This window comes from Tetragenococcus koreensis (genome assembly GCF_003795145.1).
Taxonomy (GTDB): Bacteria; Bacillota; Bacilli; order Lactobacillales; family Enterococcaceae; genus Tetragenococcus; species Tetragenococcus koreensis.
Genome location: NZ_CP027786.1, coordinates 1,753,370 through 1,775,416, shown reverse-complemented (window position 1 = coordinate 1,775,416; position 22,047 = coordinate 1,753,370). Strand labels below are relative to the sequence as shown.

Sequence of the window (22,047 nt, the reverse complement as noted above, 5' to 3'; positions counted from 1 at the left end):
CACCTTTCTTTTATAATGCGTATTACTTAAGCTTAAATAAATATATAATACTCATATACGTTTGTCAACAACTATTTAATGCATTTTAAATCAACGAAAGCACCTAACATTGTTTGGCAGTATTAAGCTATAACCCTTTTTGGTTTAAATTTTTACAGCTTTGCTTTATTATAAATATGTAAAGTTGTTTTTTAACAATTAAGAAAAATATTTAGGAGGAAAAGGACATGGCAGATCAAACAAGTAAAACTGTATCAACCAATGGAGTTAATGAAAAGAAAGATCAACAACAAGTTTCTGGGGAATTAACATTTGAGGATAAAGTGATCCAAAAAATTATCGGAATTGCTTTGGAAAAAGTTGATGGTTTGTTACGCGTTGATGGCGGCTTTTTCTCAAATATGGCAGAACGAATCTCTAACTCAGACGATGTAACCAGCGGTATTGACACCGAAGTGGGTAAAGAAGAAGTTGCTGTGGATTTAGATGTTGTCATTGAATATCGTAAAGATGCAGAAAATATCTATGAGCAAATTAAAAAAGTTGCTGCAGAGCAAGTTAAGAAAATGACACACTTAGATGTAGTTGAAGTAAATGTTCATGTAGAAGACATCAAAACTAGAGAAGAAATCGAACAAGATAAAAAATCTGATGAACAACAATCGGATGAATCGGATAACTAAAATATAAGCAAGTTTTTATTATGAATACAACGATTAGCTCATGTAACCATGGAGGTTAGTAAATTTTGTATGACTAACTTGAATCGTTGTTAGAGAGGGTGAAGCTATGGGTAAGCTACGCAAAAGCTTAATTGGCATCCTGCTGTTGCTTTTGATTTTCACACTTTTCTTTGTGCTGGTTGAAAATCAAGAGGCTGTGCAATTGCCGGTGCGCTTTATTTCTATGTATGACTATCCATGGATTGGCATGTATATGCAGCAGTTGCTATTTTGGTTTAGCGCCTTGTTGCTTGTATTGACCGTTTTATTATTAGTCATCACGATTTTTTATCCTAGAAAGAAAAATACCTTAGTTTTAGAGCAAGGACAAGGAACGTTAAAAATTCAAAAAAAAGCAGTAGAAAATTTTGTGCTGCAAATTGTAAATCAAGAGCCTTTTGTTGAGAACCCGGCAATAAAAGTGAAAATGTATAATAAAAAAATTCGGATAAAAGTTTCAGGCTATATGAAAAAAGTTATGGCAATTCCGGATAAACAAAACGAACTTGTAGATGAAATTCAATCGCAAGTCTCTTCGTTAATGGGAACCACAGAAAATATCAAAACGGAAGTGTCTCTTGAAAATTATCGGAAACCCGCAGAAAAAAATGCCGAACGGGTAAAATAAAGGAGGTTGCCAAATGCAAGAATTATTACAGCGCTATCGTTATGGAATCATTGGCGGCGGGATTGGCTTAGTTTTGGCAATTCTTCTGCTAACGATTGGTTTTGCAAAAACGCTACTAGTCGTTGCATGCACGGTTTTAGGTGCGTTTATTGGGCTTTATTTGAATGGGATCGGTGTTTTCGACCGGTTCAAAGGACCTAGAAGGTAAAATTAGGAGGACGTTGACATGGAAAGACAAGAAAATAAAGTAAACACGAATAATATTTCAGGTGAATTAACTTTTGCCGAAAAGGTAATTAAAAAAATTATCGGTTATGCAATGGATAATATTGATGGACTATTAACTATCAATGGTGGATTTTTCTCTAATGTTGCTGAAAAACTAGTGAATACTAACAATGTTACCACCGGTATTAACGCTGAAGTTGGGAAAAAGCAAGTCGCTGTCGATATGGATGTCGTTGTTGAGTACGGCAAAGATAGCCGTCATATTTATGATGAAATCAAACGACTAATTTCAAAAGATGTTAGCGAAATGACACATCTAGATGTAGTCGAAGTAAATGTGAATGTGGTTGATATTAAGACGCAAGAAGAATATGAAGAAGAAAGTGAAACGGTGCAAGATAAAGTAACTAGCGCTGGAAAAACTACCGGTCACTATATTTCACAACAAACAAGCAAGGCAACGCAAAATATCAATGAAGATGTCGAAAATATCCAAGAAAACCGTGAACCTAGAGTGGAATAAGGAAAAGACAAAAAAATGGGTCCTTGCAAGTTTGCAAGGGCTCTTTTTTATGGTTGTAATAACGCTGCTGGCGAGGTATCGCGGGCATAGTTAATATATTTTAACAGCTGTTCGGGTGACTCTTGTCCGTCTTTTTTAATCCATAGTAACAAAATAGAAATTGTACTTGATAGCAGAATTTCTTCGGCATAATCATTAGGTATCTTTTCAATTGGTAACTGATTCGTTTCATGCAGAGCGATGTATTTATTTACAGTATTCGTTAATAACTTTTTAAAAGTAGAGACAAATTTAGGATCTCCATTTTCTTCTACTAACGCTTTAATAAAAGCTAAGTCATCTTTGACATAATAAAGGGCATCAAGGATTAATCTATCCGGTATTAGTGGATTTTCTTCTTCTTTTTTGACGGGTTGATCAAATATTTGCTGAATATTTGATAAGATCTCTTTTTCTAGTTTTTCAATTAAGTCGTATTTATCTAGATAATGAAGATAAAAAGTTCCCCGATTAATTTGTGAATTACGAGTGATATCGCTTACCGTGATTTCTTCTAAATGCTTCTGATTAAGCAGTTGAATCAGAGCTTGCTTAATTTTCACTTTAGTTTGTGTGTTGCGTTGCATGTATATCCCCCTTGTCTTTTTGATTATAGTGTACAATGAAATTATAGGTAAAATCAACATGATGTGTAATTAATTACTTAAATGGACAAAAAATGGCGAGCTGTTTATGGAAATCTGAGCGTAAGCATACTATAATGTTCCGTGGAACTCAACAAGTTGTTCATATAAGGAGGAGCTTTTCAAATGGCTTATATTGAATTAAAAGATAGTACCAAAAAATTTAAGACTGGCGATACAGAAATTATTGCTAATGACGCCTTATCCTTTTCGGTTGAAAAAGGCGAATTAGTGGTGATCTTAGGGGCTTCAGGAGCTGGGAAATCCACACTATTGAATATTCTAGGCGGTATGGATACCAATGATAGCGGGCAAGTTATTGTTGATGATCATGATATTTCTAACTACTCTAATAAGCAATTGATTACTTATCGGCGGTATGACGTAGGTTTTGTTTTTCAATTTTATAACCTCGTCCAAAATTTGACTACCAAAGAAAATGTGGAATTGGCTTCAGAAATTGCTAAAGACCCATTAGATCCTGAAGAAGTGTTAAAAGATGTCGGCTTAAATGAACGTATCGATAATTTTCCGGCACAACTTTCGGGCGGAGAGCAACAACGTGTTTCAATCGCAAGGGCAATTGCTAAAAACCCTAAAATTTTACTTTGTGATGAACCTACCGGTGCTCTTGATTCACAAACCGGCAAACAAATTTTGCAGATTTTACAAGATCGCAGTAGAAAAGAAGGGGCAACGGTTATTATTGTCACACACAATGCCGCAATTGCGCCTATTGCTGATCGAGTGATTCGAATGAGTGACGCTAAAATTAGCCAGGTTGAAAAAAATGATCAACCAAATAATATTGCAGATATTGAATGGTAGGTGAGAAGATGCGTAAGAAAAAACTTTGGAAAGATATTAGGCGATCGATTACTGGTTCTTGGGGTAGGTTTTTCTCGATCTTAAGTTTAATGGCTTTAGGAACCTTTGCGTTTGTGGGGTTAAAAGTAACTGGACCTGATATGCGGGCTACCGCTGAAGACTTTTATGAACAAACTAATTTAGCTGATATGACATTGACTTCAACTTGGGGATTAGATGATTCTGATCAGGATCTTTTAGCCCAAGCTGATCAGCTAGAAGATGTAGAGTATGGTTATTTAGAAGATGTGACAATAAAAGATACCGATACGAGCATGCGGATCTTTTCAGCGCCAGAAAATCTCTCGCAATATGAAGTGGTTAAAGGGAACATGCCTCAAGCTGCAGATGAAATTGTGTTAGATTATCAACAACAAAACAACTTTAAAATAGGCGACACGATTGATCTTGATCAAGAAGAAGCAGATGACTCAGAGGATTCAGATGATGAGACGGACGAATCTGCTCAAGAAATTTTAGATAGGACTTCATATAAAGTCGTTGGTTTTGTTAAATCTAGTGAGATTACCGAGACATCGAATATCGGACAAACAACTGTTGGCACGGGTCAATTAGATAGTTACGGTGTTGTGCCAGAAGAAAACTTTGATTCTGATGTCTATATGATTGCGCGGATGGACTTTGCTGATACGCAGAACTTGAATGCCTATAGCGATAAATATGATCAATTAATTCGTAAGCATCAAGATTCTGTTGAAGAATTATTTGATGGGCAAGATGATAAGCGTTTGTCTGATGTGAAGGATGATCGGCAGCAAGATATTGACGATGGCTGGGAAGAAGTAAATGATACCAAGCAAGAATTAGATGATGCCCAATCACAACTTGATGACGCTGATAGTCAAATTCAAGAAGCGCAAGAAGAAATCGAGGAAAATCAAGCAGCGTTGGATAGTGAAGTTGCAGACGCTCAAAGTCAAATTGATGACGGTCAGCAACAGTTGAACCAAGGAAAAGATTCGATTTCTACTGCGCAGAACCAGTTATCTCAGGCTAAAAATCAATTAGATAGTGGTGAAACCACATTAAATGAAAAATGGACGCAGTTACAATCTGCTAAAGGCCAGTTAGACAATGCTCAATCAATGTTAGCTTCAAATAAAGGACAACTTGATCAAGGAGCTGCTGCGCTAGAGCAAGGAAAGACACAGCTTGCGAATGGCCAACAAAAAATTGAAGAAAATGAACAAAAATTACAAGCAGGACAATCGCAAGTTGCACAGCAACAAGAGACATTAGTGCAACAAAAAGATGAAAAGCAAGGAGAGGTCGAACAGCTCAAAACTAAAGCCGATGAGCTCCAACAACAAGTTGAACCCTTGAAAGCTACTTATGAGCAAACAGCTTCTGAAAACAAATCGGATATTGCGCAGTTAGAAGAGCAAAAAGAACAAGTTGCAGAAGATCAGGATGAAGATACACTTCAGCAGTTGGATGAACAGATTCAAGTGAAACAAAATGAAATTGAAACGGCCCAACAATCGTATCAACAAGCGCTTGCTGCATCTGATTCCCTGCAACAAGAAAGTGATACTGCTCAATCGACGCTAGATGCAACACTAGATGAAAAGCAAGAGGAAATTGCTAGTGTGCAAAGCGAAACTGAACAAGGGCAACAGACATTAGATTCAGCCAAACAAGAGCTCGGTCAAAAGCAAACACAGCTTGAACAAAAAGAGCAAGAATATCAAAGTGGTTTGGAAGAATACAACGCAGGAGTGCAATCTTTCAATCAAAATAAAGAGGAATATGAAGAAGGTCTGGCTGCTTGGGTTGCAGGCATGAATACATTAAATGAAAATTCTGCTGAATATCAAAAAAACGCGCAAAATATAGCCGCTGCCGAACGTGAACTAGGCAATAAAGAAGCTGAATTGACAGAAGCTAAAAATACCTTGGCAGATACGCAGGCTCAAGGACAAGAGCAACTTGAACAAGCTCAAGCTGAATTGGCCGATAAAAAATCAGAATACGAAGAAAATAAAGACGAATATGAAGAGCAAAAACAAAAAGCAGACGAAGAGTTACCTGATAAAGAACAAGAACTAAAAGATGCGCAGGATGAACTTGATGATTTAGAAGCCCCTGAGTATACTTTTGAAGATCGTAAAGATGGTAATCCAGGCTACAAACAATATTTGGAAAACTCACAACGGGTTGATATTTTATCCAATATATTTCCTGTGTTTCTATTTGCGATTGCAGCTTTAGTTAGTTTAACAACTATGACTCGTTTTGTTGATGAAGAACGTACTAATTCAGGAATATTTAAAGCTTTAGGATATAGCAATTGGGACATTAAGAAAAAATTTGTGGTTTACGGTATAGTTTCAAGTTCACTGGGTGCATTGATAGGAACAGCCTTAGGGCACACTTTGTTGCCGACAGTTATCTTTGAAGCGTACGCGGCTTCTTCAACCTTTAGCCAAGTTACGTTGAACTTTTCACCGTTTTATACCTTTATCGGTTTTGCCATTGCTATAATATGTACGACACTGTCAGCTTATCTGGTAGCCAATAGAGAGTTAAAAGAAAAAACGGCACAGCTTTTGGAAGCTAAACCGCCTAAAAAAGGTTCTAGAATTTTATTGGAGCGTATTACGCCGCTTTGGAACCACTTGAGCTTTACTTACAAAGTCACTGCGCGTAATTTGTTCCGCTATAAAAAACGGATGTTTATGACTATTTTCGGGGTAGCTGGATGTACAGCACTACTGATTACTGGTTTTGGTATTAGAGATTCATTAACTGGTATTGTAGACCATCAATTCAATGATTTAGTCAAATACGATTTAATTGTCAGCAAAAATGACGACGTATCTGATGATGAACAAGAACAAATCGATGAAAAACTGGAACAAAATGATATTCGTAATGATACTGATGTACATTACGAAGAGTTGAACGTGCGAGCAGGAGAAAATAACGATACGCAAGATATCACCTTGTTGGTTCCTGATGATGAACAAGCTTTCAGTCAAGATGTGGAGATGGTAGATCGTCAGAGTCAAAAACAATTGTCATTACCAGACGACGGCGCCATCTTATCTGAAAAACTGGCTGATCTGCTAGGCGCACAAACCGGTGATACCGTGACTTTAAAAGATGAAGATGATCAAGGTCATCAAGTAAAAGTTGCCGGAATAACCGAAATGTATATGGGGCATTATGCCTACATGAGCCAGGACGCTTATCAACAATCCTTTGACTCTGATGGAAAACCTAATGGATATCTAGTAACGTTAAACGATACGTCTCAAGAGAATATTGATAAACAATCAGAGGCGTTTATGGATTTAGACGGTACTCAAGGCGTTGTGCAATCGAGTGCCATTAGCGAACAAATTGATAATGTTATTGATGGTTTAAATAATGTTATCTTAGTCTTAATTACTTGTGCGACTCTACTTGCGATGGTGGTCATTTATAATTTAACCAATATCAATGTTTCCGAACGGATTCGTGAATTGTCCACAATCAAAGTATTAGGTTTTTATGATCGCGAAGTAACGATGTATATTTATCGTGAGACGATCTTGCTTTCTATTTTAGGTATTTTAGTGGGATATGTCGTTGGCTATTTCTTACATGGATTTATTATGCAGACGTTACCTCCGGATGAAGCGATGTTTAGCCCGGGGCTGCAACTTTCTAATTTCGCTTTGTCAGCAGGCATTACACTATTAATTACTTTCATTTTAATGTTTGTGATCCATCGGAAATTAAAAAATATCGACATGTTAGAAGCACTGCAGTCCGCTGATTAATCATTAAATGAGCACATCTTAAGCGAAAGAAGGTACTAATACTTTCTGGCTTAAGGTGTGCAAAATTTTAATTTCAAAAACGTTGACAACGATTACAGTTTGAGCTAAGATGAACTCATTGGAATACGGACTGTTACTGATTCGATCAGGCATTACCTACGTTAAAGAATTGCTGCCGTTTCAGCAATATTCTTAACGTATTTTTTTTGGGAAGGAGGCAATTTTTCTGAAGTTTCAAAAGAAGATCAATAATAATGTGGCATGGATTATTGATGATCATAATGAACGTGTGATTGCTATTGGTAAAGGGCTTTCCTTTGGGAAACAAGCAGGCGATAATGTGACGTTAGCAGAAATCGAACGTATTTTTACCGATGATAAGAAAGTCGACGAGATATCCGCATCAATGCGCCAAGCATTAGAAAATATTTCAGCAGACACTTTTTTATTAACAGAAGAAATAAGCGATCAGGCGGCGGCTTTACTTAGTATTGATAAGTTTGACGACAATCATTTTCTCGCTTTAGCAGATCATCTAAACTATGCAATGAAACGCAGTGATACAGATACCATTGATTACCCTGAAAATCTTCGTTGGGAAGTCAAAAAGCTGTATCCTAAGGAACATGACGCAGCAGTTGATGCGTTGTATTTAATTGAAAAAAAGACGGGCGTTCGTTTGCCAGAAAGTGAACAAACCTTTCTGACATACCATTTTGTGAATGCTCAATATGACTCAGATATTAATATCCAAACCAAGAAATTAACCGAATTAGTCAATCGTGCAGTAGAAATCATTCAATATCATTATCAAACGTTACTTAATCAAAATTCAGTGAATTACATTCGTTTTGTGACGCATTTGCGATACTTCATTTTGAGACAGATCAATCATGAAAACGATAAGATACCCAAAATTGATGAACAGCTGATTGAGGTAGTCAAAAAGAATTATCGAAAAGCTTATCAAGCAGCTGAAAAAGTAGGGAAAATGATCGAAACAACTCAAAATTGTGAAGTAAACACGGACGAACTTTTTTACCTAACGCTACATATTGACCGAGTAACGCAAAGACAAAATTAATAAAATGGACTGTTACTGATACGATCAGGCATTACCAAACATTACAAAAGAGCTTGCGCTTTTTGTGATGTTTGGTTTTTTTATAGAAAAGAGGAAAAAGAATGGCAGATTATAAAGAACTAGCGAGCACACTGATTGATTTAATCGGCGGCAAACAAAATATAACTAACGCGTGGCATTGTGTGACGCGCTTGCGTTTTAACTTAGTGGACGATGACAAGGTGCGTATTGACGATATCAAACAGACAAAAGGTGTAATGGGGGCACAATTTTCCGGTGAGCAGTTCCAAATTATTATCGGAAACGATGTAGAAAGTGTTTTTGAAGAAGTTGATAAACAATTAGGTCATTTATTAGGCGGCGAGGGCGAAAGGTCTGAGAAAAAGGGGATCATCAGTGGTTTGATGGATGTTATTTCTGGTATCTTTACTCCAGCGCTCCCTGCTTTAATCGGAACAGGATTGCTTAAAGGAGTTATTGCTTTATTAGAAGCGTTCAATTGGATTCAAGTAGATGGTTCAGCTTACCAGATTTTAATCATGATTTCCGATTGTGCATTTTACTTTTTGCCGTTTATTTTGGCTGTTTCCAGTGCGCGCAAATTCAAGACTAACGAATATCTAGCATTGTGTATCGCTGGAGTGTTGATGTATCCAACGATGATGGAAGGCTTTGAGGCAGTTTCTGCCGGCCAAGCAGCGCAGGACCTTAGTCTTTTCGGTGTATTGCCGATCCCTTATTTAAACTATAGTTCATCAGTTATTCCGATTATTTTAGCTACTTATTTATTAAAATTCGTGTATGACTTTGTCAAAAAATGGATGCCTAAAACAATTTCGATCATGTTTACACCTATGGTAACATTATTGATTGTTATCCCAATTACTTTGGTTGTGTTAGGGCCTATTGGCACATATATTGGCCAAGGCTTAGCTGTGGGTGTTACTTGGTTATTTGATCATATTGGCTTTTTAGCAGCCGCTTTTATTGGAGCCTTTTACCCAATACTTGTGATGACCGGGATGCACTGGGCTATGTCACCTATTATGATTAATAACTTTTCGCAATATGGCTTTGATAATTCGATGATGCCAGCTATGTTGGCTGCAACGTTTGCTATAGCTGGTGCAACCTTTGGGGTGTTTTTTAAGACTAAAAATGAAAATATGAAACAAATTTCGTTGTCTTCGGGGATTTCAGCTGTGGTTGGTGTTACTGAACCTGCGATGTATGGGGTAACGTTGAAGCTGAAAAAACCGTTTTACGCAGCCATGATCGGAGGCGGAATTGCTGGTGCTTTTATTAATTTAACAAATGTAGCTAGCTTTGGTATGGCTATGCCAGGGTTGACTGCTATACCAGGTTACATTGATTCCACCAATGGTAGTAATATTATTTTTGCAATTATCGCTTCTTTACTAGCTTTTGTAGTGGCATTTGTAGTCGCTTGGGTTTTAGGTTTTGAAGAGGAAACGGCGGATACCAAAGAAGAAAGAAATAAAACAGGGAATCAACTGAGTATCGAAGCTCCCGTTGCTGGAAAGATCCAACCTATTGAAACAGTGTCAGATGTTACTTTTGCTGAACAAATTATGGGATATACCGTGGCAATTATCCCAGACAGTGATCAAATTACCTCGCCGATAGCAGGTGAAGTTGTGATGATCGCAGAAACCAAACACGCCATTGGCCTAAGAAGTAACGACGGGCTAGAAATCCTATTGCATTTGGGTATTGACACTGTTGAATTAAAAGGGGACGGCTTTACACCTAAAGTCCAAACAGGTGATCAGATAAAAGTTGGTGATTTATTGATGGACATGGATGTAGCGGCGATCAAAGAAGCCGGTTACGATCCGGTTGTCTTGACAATTGTCACAAATAGCAATGATTATTTAAAAATACTACCGGTATATAAAGAAGATGATATTGCTTCTGGAGCAGAACTATCGGTAGCAGTTAATTAAAGGAGGAAGATGAATGATGTCTTATAAATTTCCAGATGGTTTTCTTTGGGGTGGCGCAACTGCGGCTAACCAATTAGAAGGTGCAACTAGAACGGACGGTAAAGGTTGGACTACAGCAGATACGGCGCAGTTTATTGCTGATCCTAAAAAAAGAATGGCTCAAATGCTACAACCAATGACCACAAAAACGGTAGAAGCAGCTTTGAATGATACAAAGGGCCTTTATCCTAAACGTTATGGGATTGATTTTTACCATCGTTATCAAGAAGATATCGCGTTATTTGCTGAAATGGGTTTTAAAACTTTTCGTTTATCCATTTCATGGGCACGTATTTTACCCAATGGCGATGAAGAAGTACCCAATGAAGCTGGCTTGCAGTTTTATGAAAATGTGATCGATGAATTATTGAAGTACAATATTGAACCATTAGTCACATTGAGCCACTATGAGTTTCCTTTAGGATTATCTTTTGAACAAAATGGTTGGCAAAGTCGCAAAACAATTGATGCTTTTGAACATTATGCCAGAATTTTATTTGAACGTTTTAAAGGGAAAGTAAAATATTGGATTAGTTTCAACGAAATGAATATTGTGATGATGACGGGGTATCTTTCAGCTGGATTATTAGAAGACCAACTATCAGCAGATGAGTCGTTAACGCAAGCGCAATTTACAGCAATGCATCATCAACTAGTGGCTGCAGCTAAAGCAACTAAAGCACTACACGAAATTGATCCGGCAGCGCAAATGGGCTGTATGATTGCGCGGATGGAAAATTACGCAGATACGCCGGCTCCTAACGATGTTCTAGCCAGCGTAAAATCTGATCAGGAAAATTTCTTGATGATGGATGTTTTAGCTAAAGGAAGTTATCCAAACTATGCTTGGCGTTTATTTGCGGAAAAAGGGGCCAAAATCGATCAAACTAAAGAAGACCAACAAGTTTTAGCAGAAAACATGACTGACTTTGTGTCGCTAAGTTATTACATGAGTGGTATTGTTGGTGGAGATGAAACGGCAGAAACTTCGGGTAATCTACTAGCAAGTAAAGCCAATCCTTTCCTTGAAAAAAGTGAGTGGGATTGGCAAATCGATCCAGTTGGATTAAGGATTACCTTGAATAAGATGTATGACCGTTACCAAAAACCAATTTTTATTGTCGAAAATGGTTTAGGCGCTAAAGATGAATTAACGAATGAACTAAAAGTTCATGATGGTTACCGTATTAATTATTTGCGTGAACACATTGAACAAATCGGCGAAAGTCTGCAAGATGGCGTTGATGTGATGGGGTATACGCCTTGGGGCTGTATTGATTTAATCAGCGCCAGCGGAAATGAAATGTCCAAACGCTACGGTTTTATCTATGTTGATCAAGATGATGTCGGCAAAGGAACGTTAAATCGTTACCGTAAGGATTCATTTGATTGGTATAAAAAAGTAATTGCCAGCAATGGGCAAGATTTATAGAAATAATAAAAAGAACGCCACTTTTCAAAATTTGAAAAGCAGCGTTCTTTTTAAATACCCCACGGGTGTAATTGTTTACTGTACTTTTTATACAGTTTATCGTTGAATTTACCTTCTACCAAATAACTATAGATCAATACGTTAGGAAAATAAATACCTAGGTCAAGCAGTTTTTGATAATCCTCTGGCGCCAATTCTTTGGTAATTGCTAAAGCAGTAGCAGAACTACGACTTACGCCAGCATCGCAATGGACAACAAAATGACTGTCTTTATGATTTTCGATAAAATTACGTGTTTTTTCATAGTCATCTTCATCAAAAATATGGTAGTTACTATCAGGATATAATCGATCAAACATTTCTCGGATTTTACCGCTTTTTTGCTCAATGTCGTCAACGGGCAGTTCTAATACTGCTTTATAGCGATTTTTGACATTGTCAGGCATTGGTGTTGCCATTTGTCCTCGATCATAGCCTGCGTAAGAAATCAAAACGGAATTTGGCAAAGGTTCATAATCCAACGCTTCTGGATGTGACAGCGCAATTGCCTTCATATCTTTGTCAATTGGATGTCCGCGTAGATTATATGTTGTAGCCATAAAATAGCTCCTTTCTTACATTTGAAAACGTATCCTACACTTCTATGGTATCTGTTTCTGTGGAATTGTTCAAATTTATGAATTGAATGGCTAAGTGTAAAATTTATTGAGGCCTTCTAAAGGATAAAAAAAGAAATTATTACGCTTGTTATTGAACGGTCAAGTATTAATAACAAAGATGACGGTTTCTTATGGATTCTATTATAAAATAATTAGTAACATCCTCTCGCTAAAACTGACTCTCTGTTAGGAAAAATAATGAACGCAACCGCAAACAACCTTTCTGAGAAGCAAAAGATAGAAAAATTTTTAAGGAGAATAACTAGCAACGATTTAGCCCGCTAGTTGAAGAAATAATGTGCTAAAAAGGAAATAAGCACATAAGAATGGCAAACTGGTAGGGTTAATTCATGCTAAGCCCACCAGATTGACAAACTAGTGAGGTTAATTCATCCTTAGCACACTAGTTTGATCAAGCTATGAGCTTAATTCTAAAAAAGGAGTCAAGTAAGCTCAATTTAGATAGATTAAGCGCATAAGAATGACAAAATCATGTGCTAAAAAGGAAATAAGCGCATAGGAACGACAAACTAGTGGGGTTAATTCATGCTAAGCCCACCAGATTGACCAAGCTATGAGCTTAATTCAAAAAAAGGAGTCAAGTAAGCTCAATTTAGATAGATTAAGCGCATAAGAATGACAAAATCATGTGCTAAAAAGGAAATAAGCGCATAGGAACGACAAACTAATGAGGTTAATTCATCCTTAATCCACCAGTTTATGAAAGTCATGGTATAATTCCAGTAAATTCGGCCCTTGTCAAAAATTTACTTTTTCATTAGCATCTCATATATTTTTTTCTACAACGTAAGAGTCTTTTCTTTATGACCGTTTCCGCAAGAGATTGCCTCTATCATTGGCGTTTGTTACAGCCTAATAAAAAGGGTACTCGTTTCTTTCTTACGTTATGAAACCTCAATCGATTTTACACTTAGATTGAATGGCTCTTTTTGGAATTCCTTAAGTAGTCGTGATACGATGAGAGCAAAGAGAACAGGAGATAGATGATATGAAAACACTGACTGCAGAAGAAATGTATCATTATGAAGAAAAAATTATGAACGACAAAGGTGTACCCTCGAACGTATTGATGGAATGTGCAGCACGTGCAATTGCTGCTCAAATGAAACAAACGATAACTAAAAAAGATCAAATCGTTATCGTAGCTGGCGGTGGTAATAACGGCGGCGATGGGATTGCAGTAGGACGAATTTTGCATAATGAAGGCTTTCAAGTAGAAATTTTGGTAGTAGGAAACCCTGATCATTATTCTGAACAAAATCGTTTGCAACAAAAAATTGCTAAAGGATACGGAGCATCGATTAAAACTGATTTAGACGGAATTGATTTTACAACAGCTACGGTAATTGTCGACGCCTTATTTGGTATCGGATTGAACCGACCGGTAGAAGGAAAACCTTTAAAAGCGATCGAAAAAATGAATGCAGCTAAACAAGCTCGTGTTTATGCTATCGATGCGCCATCCGGAATTTCTTCGGTGGAAGGAAAAGCGCTAGGAACTTGTATCATAGCAGATGAGACGATCACCTTTGGCTTTTACAAACACGGCATGGAAAAAGATGAATTGCAGGATTACTTTGGACACATTACAGTGGATGACATCGGTTTTTTCTATGAGGAGTGAACGACAATGGAACAAGGTTCTCTTTTTTCCAATCGAAAAAGTACAACCCCTTTAGCTAGCAGAGTACGACCTAAAACGATTGATGACTTTGTGGGGCAAGAACAGTTACTAGGGCCAGGGAAAATCTTACGTGAAATTATTGAACAAGATCAGGTCTCCTCAATGATTTTTTGGGGGCCTCCTGGTGTGGGCAAGACGACATTGGCTGAGATTATTGCACGCAAAACGGAAGCAAAATTTATTACAGTTAGCGCGGTAAATAGTGGTATTAAAAAAATTAAAGGTTTGATGGAAGAAGCGGAAACCAATCGTGATTATGGCGAAAAGACCATTATTTTTGTGGATGAAATCCACCGTTTCAATAAAGCCCAACAAGATGCATTTTTACCTTATGTAGAACAAGGAAGTATTATTTTAATTGGTACAACGACTGAAAATCCTTCCTTTGAAGTTAACTCCGCCTTACTTTCGCGTTGTAAAGTATTTGTTTTAAAAGAATTAGATGTGTCTGATATTAGAGAGTTGCTAAATAAAGCCATTAAAAATCCCGATGGCTTCGGCGATTATCAAATAAATATTGACGATGAAGCGATTGAAGCGATCGCTCGCTTTGCTAACGGGGATGCGCGCAATGCGTTGAACACACTGGAGATGGCGGTTTTAAATGGCGAAAAAGACGGTGCGCAGATCGCTGTAACGATGGACACTTTGGAACAAATTATTAACAAGAAATCACTGCTTTACGACAAGTCAGGCGAAGAGCATTATAATATCATTTCTGCTTTGCATAAATCGATGCGAAACAGTGATGTCAATGCGGCCATTTATTGGCTAGCACGCATGCTTGAAGGTGGAGAAGATCCGCTTTATATTGCTCGACGCCTCGTTCGTTTTGCTAGTGAAGATATCGGCTTAGCAGACACCAATGCCTTAAATGTTGCCGTTAATGTTTTCCAAGCTTGTCAATTTCTAGGCATGCCGGAATGTGACGTTCATTTAACAGAACTTGTTATCTATTTATCACTTGCGCCCAAATCAAATGCGGTATATAAAGCAAGACTGAATGTCGAAGAGGATATCAAAGAATCAATCAATGAACCCGTCCCTTTGCAAATTAGAAATGCTCCTACCAATTTGATGAAAGATCTAGGTTACGGAAAAGACTACCAATATGCCCACCAACAAGAAGACAAGCTATCAACAATGAAGACAATGCCGCCATCCTTAGAAGGACATGAGTATTATTTTCCAACAGAAGAAGGCAAAGAGGATCGCTTTAAAAAACAACTGGAGGCTATTAAAAAGTGGCATGAAAAAAATGGATAAGTTGGTGGCTTGTTTGGATAGTTCGCAAGATCGGTTTCCGAACCTAAGTTTAGCTTTCTTTTTATAAACTTTTTTCTAATTCCAAAAGTTTTATTTTCCGATCTATACCGCCGCCATAGCCAGTTAAATCACCATCGCTACCAATGATGCGATGACAAGGGATGATAATCGAAATCGGATTTTTCCCGACGGCGCCGCCCACAGCTCGAGCAGAAGTTTTTCTATCAGGTGAGGCTGCGTCTACCATTTGAGCAATGTCTTTATAAGAGGTAGTTTCTCCATAAGGAACTTCTAATAATGCTTTCCATACATTTTTACGGTAATCAGTTCCTTCAGGTTTTACCGGCAACATCCAAGCAGGGTCTTTACCAGTAAAATATTCCTGCAACCAGGATTGCGTTTCAGTAAAAATCGGAAGTTCTTTTTCCTGCCAGCTTTCTTGAATGGTTGAACGATTTTCAAACCATAAACCGGTTAAATTTTCGCCATCGCTAGTCAAAACCAATGGACCTAGAGGACTGTCTGTTTTATTCATGTAAATCATCATTATCACCTTCTTTCTTTAAGAATAAGGGATCGCTATTCAAAAGACAACATTTTTGGTTTTGTTTAAAAATGTAGGTATAATAAAAGAAAAGACGAGAAAGGGGAGCATTATGGGATTACTAGTTGATGGCAAGTGGTACGATCAATGGTATGATACTGAAAGTACAGGAGGACGTTTCATTCGCAGTGATTCACAATTTCGTAACTGGGTAACAAAAGATGGTAGTGCAGGTCCGACAGGTGAAGGCGGATTTAAAGCCGAACCAGATCGCTATCATTTATATGTTTCTTTAGCTTGCCCCTGGGCGAGCCGTACGTTGATTGTGCGTAAGATTAAAGGGTTGGAAGACATGATTACACTGTCTGTCGTTAATCCTTATATGGGTGAAAATGGCTGGACTTTTGCAGAGGACCAAGGGGTTATTCCAGATCCAATATTAAAGGCAGACTATTTATACCAAATCTATACTCACGTAGATCCGGATTATAGTGGACGAGTTACTGTTCCGGTTTTATATGACAAAAAGCAAAACAAGATTGTCAGTAACGAGTCTTCTGAAATTATGCGGATGTTCAATTCTGCCTTTGATGAAGTAGGCGCTGAAGCTGGGGATTATTACCCTGAAGAATTGCGTCCAGAAATTGATGCAATCAATGATAAAGTTTATAATAACGTGAATAATGGGGTATATAAAACCGGCTTTGCAACCGAACAAAACGTTTATGAACAAGAAGTCAAAAACGTCTTTACTGTTTTGGATGAATTAGAAGAAAGGCTAGCGCAACAGCCTTATTTGGTGGGGGATCAATTAACGGAAGCAGACTGGCGTTTATTTACTACTTTGGTGCGTTTTGACAGTGTTTATTTCGGACATTTCAAATGCAATATTCACGCATTAACAGATTATAAAAACTTATGGCGCTATACCAGAGAATTGTATAATTACCCTGGGGTTAAAGACACAGTTGATTTTTATCATATCAAAAATCATTATTATAGAAGCCATCCTACGATTAACCCAAATGGTATTGTACCAGTGGGTCCAGAATTAGACTGGAGTTTGGATGATTAAAATAGATCTCTGGCTTTTACTATTGCCAGAGATCTATTTTTTACAACTTACAACAATCATTCGTTTGATTTGAAAGGAAGATTTTAAATTCACAAATAAAAATTGATTATAAATCACCTGAGCCTCAAGACTATATCGATCTACGGTTAGCTGGCAGTTTAAGTTCAAAATCATGGGAAGGGGCCAAAGTTGGACTGGAAAACAGCTTATTTTCAGTATCTTTGTGGGAACAAGACTCATTGGTCGGGTTTGGACGGATTATTGGTGACAAAGGTACGGTGTATCAAATTGTGGATGTTGTTGTCGATCCGGCTTACCAAGGGAATGGCCTAGGTAAGAAAATCATGAATGAATTGGTTTCCTACCTGGAATAACATGTCTACCCTGGGGCCTATGTAAGTTTAATTGCGGATAAGCCCGCAAATAAACTGTACGAACAGTTTGGTTTTACTGAGGTAATTGCCCATGGTTCTACCGGGATGTATCGTCGGTTTAAAAATTAAAAATAGTTACTTTTAAGAAGAGATTTGACATAAACCCTACTTCATGAAGTATAATAAAAAGAATCTATTTAGCTACTCCCAAAACTCGTTTTAAATGCGGTAAGGAGAGGATATTGTGCAAGATGAAAAAATAAATAAGATTCCTCGTTTGATTGACGAAGTTGAAAAAGTGATCTTCGGTAAACGAAAAGTCATTCAATTAACGATTGCAGCGCTACTAGCGGGCGGTCATGTACTTTTTGAAGATGTTCCTGGTGTAGGAAAAACAATGATGATTAAGACGTTAGCTAAGGCCATAAAAGGAACGTTCTCGCGTGTCCAGTTTACTCCAGATTTATTACCCAGTGATGTTACCGGTGTCACAATTTTAAATTCACAAACGAATCAGTTTGAATTCCGTCCAGGACCTATTTTTACCACGGTTTTGTTGGCAGATGAAATTAACCGAACGACGCCCAGGACTCAAGCGGCTTTACTAGAAGCTATGTCGGAAAGAGCTGTAACGATCGATAATCACACCTATCCGCTCTCTTCTCATTTTTTTGTTTTAGCTACCCAGAATCCAGTTGATTATGAAGGAACATATCCTTTGCCCGAAGCTCAGCTAGATCGTTTTTTGTTCCGCTTATCAATTGGCTATCCTTCTTTTGACGACGAGTTGAGATTAATGTTCAATGATCAACAAGCTGAAGTGGAAATTAAACAAATTGTTAGTGCAGAGGAAGTCGAAGAACTAAAAACGCTAGTAGCTAAGGTATATGTTGACGAACAAGTGGCAAAATATGCGTTACAATTAGTTACTGCCAGCCGAAACCATTCGGCGATCGCACTAGGAGTCAGCCCTCGAGGCAGTGCAGCTTTTCTGCATGGTGCACGTGCCTATGCATTAACCCAAGGGAGAGACTATGTCACCCCTGAGGATTTACAAACTATCCTTCCTGCAACATTTGGTCACCGCTTGCAACTAAAAGGTGGATCTCATGATGCTAAACAGCTTAGGGCGGTGACAGATCAACTGGTCGAGGAAGTGCCGATTCCTGTTCGGCAGGTGAAAAAATGAAGTACCTTCAGCAGATTTGGCGCTGGCTAATCCTACTGTTTATTTATTTGTTTATCGGCGTTTATGCGCTGGCGTTTCCTTCTGACACTGGTTGGTTCTTATTCATATTTGCTACGCTAGTTGTCTTGACAGAAGCTTTTAGCTTGGTTGGTGCGCTACAAAATATTCAATTTAGCGCGCAATCTTATCTACTGGTACACGCGGGTAAATCAGTTCCCGTTAAAATCAAGATGAGAAAACACCGGGGGAAAATTCTCTGGCTAGCTAATCTCCAGCTTTCTTCATCTCAGTATCTGGAAACATTTACTTATTTATTTTATCACGGTCAACAAAAACAATTGAGAGTCACTTGGAAACCACAAGCGCGCGGTCCAGTAAAAAAACAGACGATTCATCTCGTAGGCTCCGACCTTTTTGGCTGGTTTAAAAAAGAGGCCATTCACCGTTTTACAGTTGATTGGCTTGTATTGCCACCTGTGCACCCGTTAAATAAGCAAGCGTCTTATTTTTTTCAAAAAAAATTATCAAGTAATGCTCAAAATTTCGGCGAGCATTCTTTTAAAATAAAGAAATTCCGTCCTTATCAACCAGGTGATCGGCTTGGCCAGGTTGATTGGAAAATATCAAGTAAGCAACAAGAATTGATTTTACGTGAATACGAACAGAAAGAACCAAGTGAGACAATCTTACTTTTTTATGGTGCGAATAGTCCTTATTTTGAGCATCTTTTGAGTTTGTTTTATTCTTTATGGCAAGAATTATTAAATCAAGATGTCCGATTTGTTCTTTTAGGCCAACAGGTTAGCGATCAAATGCGTATAACGGAAGAAGATTTTGCTTTTATTCAACCCTTAGAACAGGAAGTTAAAATTCCTGATTTTGGGCAAAAGCAAGTTATCCTGTTTGTTCCAGAAATCAATCTACAACCTACAACACTGCGACCCATTCAAGTATATGATTATCAGCAGCTACTGCAGCAACTAAAGGAGTGAGGCGATGCGCAAAAGAATTTATAATAAAGCAACCCCAATGATTCTTACGTTTCTCACTTTTTCGACTGCATTTTACCAACTTCTAAAGTTTTACCATATGGAAAATCAGCTAAATTATAATATTGTAGTCATTGCGCTGTTTTGTTTGATTGCAGGCATTATTCCAAGATGGTTTTTGAAAATTCCTCTTTATTTTCTGGTCTTGTACAGTGGCTTGTTTTTAAACTTTCCGCAAAATATGTCCTTTTCTTTAAACTGGGGGGCAATTTTTTGGGAGCGGTTGGTTAATTTAAATCAACTATTTATTATGGGAAGAATTGGCTATTTACCTGAAGAAATTGCTGTTAGTTTGGTTTTTTTCTTCATGATTTTGTTAATAGAATTGGTAATTGAATACGAACGAGTGGTCATAAGTTACCTAATTATTATCTGCTATATGTTATTTTTGACAATTTATAATGATATCGAATTGCATGTAGAAATCGTTCTTTTTGCTAGTCTAGGTTTATTACAACGTTTTCTGATTGTTCATAAGAAAAATAAACAAAATTATTTGGTTATTACAGCGTTGCTTAGCGTATTTTTACTAGTTACGCTGGCGATTCCTAGTGAATTTATCGAAACGAAAATGTTGGAGCCCAGCGCTACGCTCAGGAATTATTTGAATACCAAAGGTTTTTATCAATTTATCGAAGAAACTGGCGCAGGAAATTTGTCTCGTAGTGGTTTTAGTGAAAATGACGAAGTATTAGGCGGGCCGCTTTTAGATGATAATCAAATAATTCTTGAAGCACAACAACGATCACCCCACTATTGGCGCATAGACAGTAAGAGTCGCTATACTGGCTCTGGTTGGGAAAGTTTGGGGTCTGAAGATGCTGTGCTCGATGCCTATAACGGAACACAAATCGAGTTGCCTAATAATGACTATCAAGGTTCGTTTGCCGAGAAAGAAGAAATCAGGCTCAATCGTGAAGTGCTAGATTCTTATCTACCTTTACCTTACGGCAATAAGCAGGTAAGGGTTGAAGATGCGACAACTGAACTTTATGTGAACCAAGAAACACAACGCGTGGATTTTCAAAATACGTCCCAACCTGATTCGTTTCAAATCGATTGGCAAGATTTTGACTATACGATGGAAGAACTTGCCGATGTGTCTTTAGCAACACCAGATTCAGCACTTGATTATTTGCAACTACCAGAACAATTGCCAGAACGGGTGAGTGATTTAGCTGAAGAGTTAACAGCCGAAGAAGATACCTTGATTGGACAAGTAACAGCGATTCAAGATTACTTGAAAAATTCGGGAAATTTCCGTTATTCGAAAATCGATGCCGGCTTTCCTACAGAAAACCAAGATTATGTGGATCACTTTTTATTTAATTCTCAGGTGGGCTATTGTGATAATTTTTCTTCCGCGATGGTTGTGATGCTACGCTCTGTCGGCATTCCAGCACGTTGGACCAAGGGTTTTTCTAGTGGCGAAGAAGTAAGTGAGGATCGTTATGTTGTACGTAATAGTGATGCTCATTCTTGGCCAGAAGTATATTTTGAAGGATATGGTTGGCTGCCATTTGAACCAACGCCATCATTTTCACAACCATTAGAACAAACAGATGCTGCGGCAAATGATAACACAGACAGTTCGACGACTAACAGTTCAACGACAGAAGAAACAACTGAAACAAGCTCTACACAAAGCAGTAGTACAACGTCAACAGAAAGTACGACAGCAACAGAAACAGAGGAAGGAACAGGACCAACGAATAATCGGTTCCTGCAAATCTCTCCATTTGTCAGAAACATTCTTTATGGGGGATTAATTGTAGCGATACTAGGGCTTGTTTATATATTATGGAGAAACTATTTTTATTTGTACATGCTAGTTTTAATTAAAATAAATAACGCATCTATTTTAAAAATTTATCCAAAATTGTTGAACAGAGCCGAAAAATTTGTTTTTCGCACCCCTGAGCAACCGTTAAATCAGTATGCGCAAATTTTTGAAGAACGTTATCCTGAATTTAATGGAACTTTCATCAAGCTTACGGATAGTTATGAAAAGAGCCTTTACGGTAGTGTGGCAGAAGTAGACGAACAAGAACGCAAATTGATTTTTGAGCTAACCAGAAAACTTGCTAAAATCAAAAAATAACAAAGCGATTGTTTTACTTTATACCTTGTTATTGTTGTAAAAAACCGATAGACTTTTCATAAGGAGTCAATTGAGGCAGTTTTAGGCAAATGTGGGAAAAGTTAGGTACAGTATGAAAAAGAAG

Annotated in this window: 19 protein-coding genes; 16 read left to right on the top strand and 3 right to left on the bottom strand. The window is 37.7% G+C overall.

Features of this window, described 5'->3' with window-relative positions; translation table 11 throughout:
• Positions 1-227: 227 nt before the first annotated feature.
• From C7K43_RS08460 to C7K43_RS08445, 4 genes are all read left to right on the top strand, one after another.
• The gene (locus C7K43_RS08460) at positions 228-683 is read left to right on the top strand and encodes an Asp23/Gls24 family envelope stress response protein (protein ID WP_124006466.1); all 456 of its coding nucleotides are present in this window, start codon (positions 228-230) and stop codon (positions 681-683) included.
• Positions 684-789: 106 nt separating this feature from the next.
• Complete coding sequence (gene amaP, locus C7K43_RS08455; RefSeq protein WP_124006465.1) at positions 790-1,350, top strand: alkaline shock response membrane anchor protein AmaP; 561 nt, start codon at positions 790-792, stop codon at positions 1,348-1,350.
• 13 nt (positions 1,351-1,363) lie between these two features.
• A complete protein-coding gene (locus tag C7K43_RS08450) occupies positions 1,364-1,558 on the top strand; it encodes a DUF2273 domain-containing protein (RefSeq protein WP_124006464.1) in 195 nt (64 codons plus the stop codon).
• Positions 1,559-1,576: 18 nt separating this feature from the next.
• The gene (locus C7K43_RS08445; protein WP_124006463.1) at positions 1,577-2,101 is read left to right on the top strand and encodes an Asp23/Gls24 family envelope stress response protein; all 525 of its coding nucleotides are present in this window, start codon (positions 1,577-1,579) and stop codon (positions 2,099-2,101) included.
• Positions 2,102-2,148: 47 nt separating this feature from the next.
• Here the strand turns inward: C7K43_RS08445 and C7K43_RS08440 are convergent, their stop codons facing one another.
• Positions 2,149-2,727 carry a TetR/AcrR family transcriptional regulator gene (locus C7K43_RS08440; protein WP_168711998.1) on the bottom strand — a complete coding sequence of 193 codons (579 nt, stop codon included), beginning with the start codon at positions 2,725-2,727 and terminating at the stop codon, positions 2,149-2,151.
• A gap of 183 nt (positions 2,728-2,910) precedes the next feature.
• Between C7K43_RS08440 and C7K43_RS08435 the strand changes: the two genes are divergently transcribed.
• The 5 genes from C7K43_RS08435 (at position 2,911) to C7K43_RS08410 (ending at position 11,961) form a co-directional block, all read left to right on the top strand.
• The gene (locus tag C7K43_RS08435) at positions 2,911-3,612 is read left to right on the top strand and encodes an ABC transporter ATP-binding protein (RefSeq protein WP_124006461.1); all 702 of its coding nucleotides are present in this window, start codon (positions 2,911-2,913) and stop codon (positions 3,610-3,612) included.
• 8 nt (positions 3,613-3,620) lie between these two features.
• Positions 3,621-7,439 (top strand): ABC transporter permease, encoded by a 3,819-nt coding sequence (locus C7K43_RS13445; protein WP_226996644.1) that lies wholly within the window; start codon positions 3,621-3,623, stop codon positions 7,437-7,439.
• A 199-nt stretch (positions 7,440-7,638) separates the two neighbouring features.
• Positions 7,639-8,523: a PRD domain-containing protein gene (locus C7K43_RS08420; RefSeq protein ID WP_307723684.1), complete on the top strand. Its 885-nt coding sequence runs from the start codon at positions 7,639-7,641 to the stop codon at positions 8,521-8,523.
• 101 nt (positions 8,524-8,624) lie between these two features.
• Complete coding sequence (locus C7K43_RS08415) at positions 8,625-10,490, top strand: beta-glucoside-specific PTS transporter subunit IIABC (protein ID WP_124006459.1); 1,866 nt, start codon at positions 8,625-8,627, stop codon at positions 10,488-10,490.
• Between the two features lie 16 nt (positions 10,491-10,506).
• Complete coding sequence (locus tag C7K43_RS08410; protein ID WP_124007267.1) at positions 10,507-11,961, top strand: glycoside hydrolase family 1 protein; 1,455 nt, start codon at positions 10,507-10,509, stop codon at positions 11,959-11,961.
• A 50-nt stretch (positions 11,962-12,011) separates the two neighbouring features.
• Here the strand turns inward: C7K43_RS08410 and C7K43_RS08405 are convergent, their stop codons facing one another.
• A complete protein-coding gene (locus C7K43_RS08405) occupies positions 12,012-12,560 on the bottom strand; it encodes a hypothetical protein (RefSeq protein ID WP_124006458.1) in 549 nt (182 codons plus the stop codon).
• Positions 12,561-13,629: 1,069 nt separating this feature from the next.
• On the opposite strand from C7K43_RS08405, the gene C7K43_RS08400 reads away from it, so the two are divergent.
• Both C7K43_RS08400 and C7K43_RS08395 read left to right on the top strand, forming a co-directional pair.
• Positions 13,630-14,265, top strand: a complete 636-nt coding sequence (locus C7K43_RS08400) for an NAD(P)H-hydrate epimerase (RefSeq protein WP_124006457.1) — start codon at positions 13,630-13,632, stop codon at positions 14,263-14,265.
• 6 nt (positions 14,266-14,271) lie between these two features.
• Entirely contained in the window at positions 14,272-15,591 is a 1,320-nt protein-coding gene (locus C7K43_RS08395) for a replication-associated recombination protein A (RefSeq protein WP_124006456.1), read from the top strand.
• Positions 15,592-15,652: 61 nt separating this feature from the next.
• On the opposite strand, the gene C7K43_RS08390 is transcribed toward C7K43_RS08395, so the two are convergent.
• A complete protein-coding gene (locus C7K43_RS08390) occupies positions 15,653-16,138 on the bottom strand; it encodes a methylated-DNA--[protein]-cysteine S-methyltransferase (RefSeq protein WP_226996643.1) in 486 nt (161 codons plus the stop codon).
• A gap of 109 nt (positions 16,139-16,247) precedes the next feature.
• Between C7K43_RS08390 and C7K43_RS08385 the strand changes: the two genes are divergently transcribed.
• The 5 genes from C7K43_RS08385 to C7K43_RS08365 all read left to right on the top strand — a co-directional run bounded on the left by C7K43_RS08385 (position 16,248) and on the right by C7K43_RS08365 (position 21,923).
• Positions 16,248-17,210, top strand: a complete 963-nt coding sequence (locus C7K43_RS08385; protein ID WP_124006455.1) for a glutathione S-transferase family protein — start codon at positions 16,248-16,250, stop codon at positions 17,208-17,210.
• A gap of 80 nt (positions 17,211-17,290) precedes the next feature.
• Entirely contained in the window at positions 17,291-17,584 is a 294-nt protein-coding gene (locus C7K43_RS13685) for a GNAT family N-acetyltransferase (RefSeq protein ID WP_307723683.1), read from the top strand.
• A gap of 244 nt (positions 17,585-17,828) precedes the next feature.
• Positions 17,829-18,773, top strand: a complete 945-nt coding sequence (locus C7K43_RS08375; RefSeq protein ID WP_124006454.1) for an AAA family ATPase — start codon at positions 17,829-17,831, stop codon at positions 18,771-18,773.
• Entirely contained in the window at positions 18,770-19,765 is a 996-nt protein-coding gene (locus C7K43_RS08370) for a DUF58 domain-containing protein (protein WP_124006453.1), read from the top strand. The genes C7K43_RS08375 and C7K43_RS08370 overlap by 4 nt, the downstream gene beginning before the upstream one ends.
• Before the next feature lie 4 nt (positions 19,766-19,769).
• Positions 19,770-21,923 carry a transglutaminase-like domain-containing protein gene (locus C7K43_RS08365; protein ID WP_124006452.1) on the top strand — a complete coding sequence of 718 codons (2,154 nt, stop codon included), beginning with the start codon at positions 19,770-19,772 and terminating at the stop codon, positions 21,921-21,923.
• The last annotated feature ends 124 nt before the right edge of the window (positions 21,924-22,047 follow it).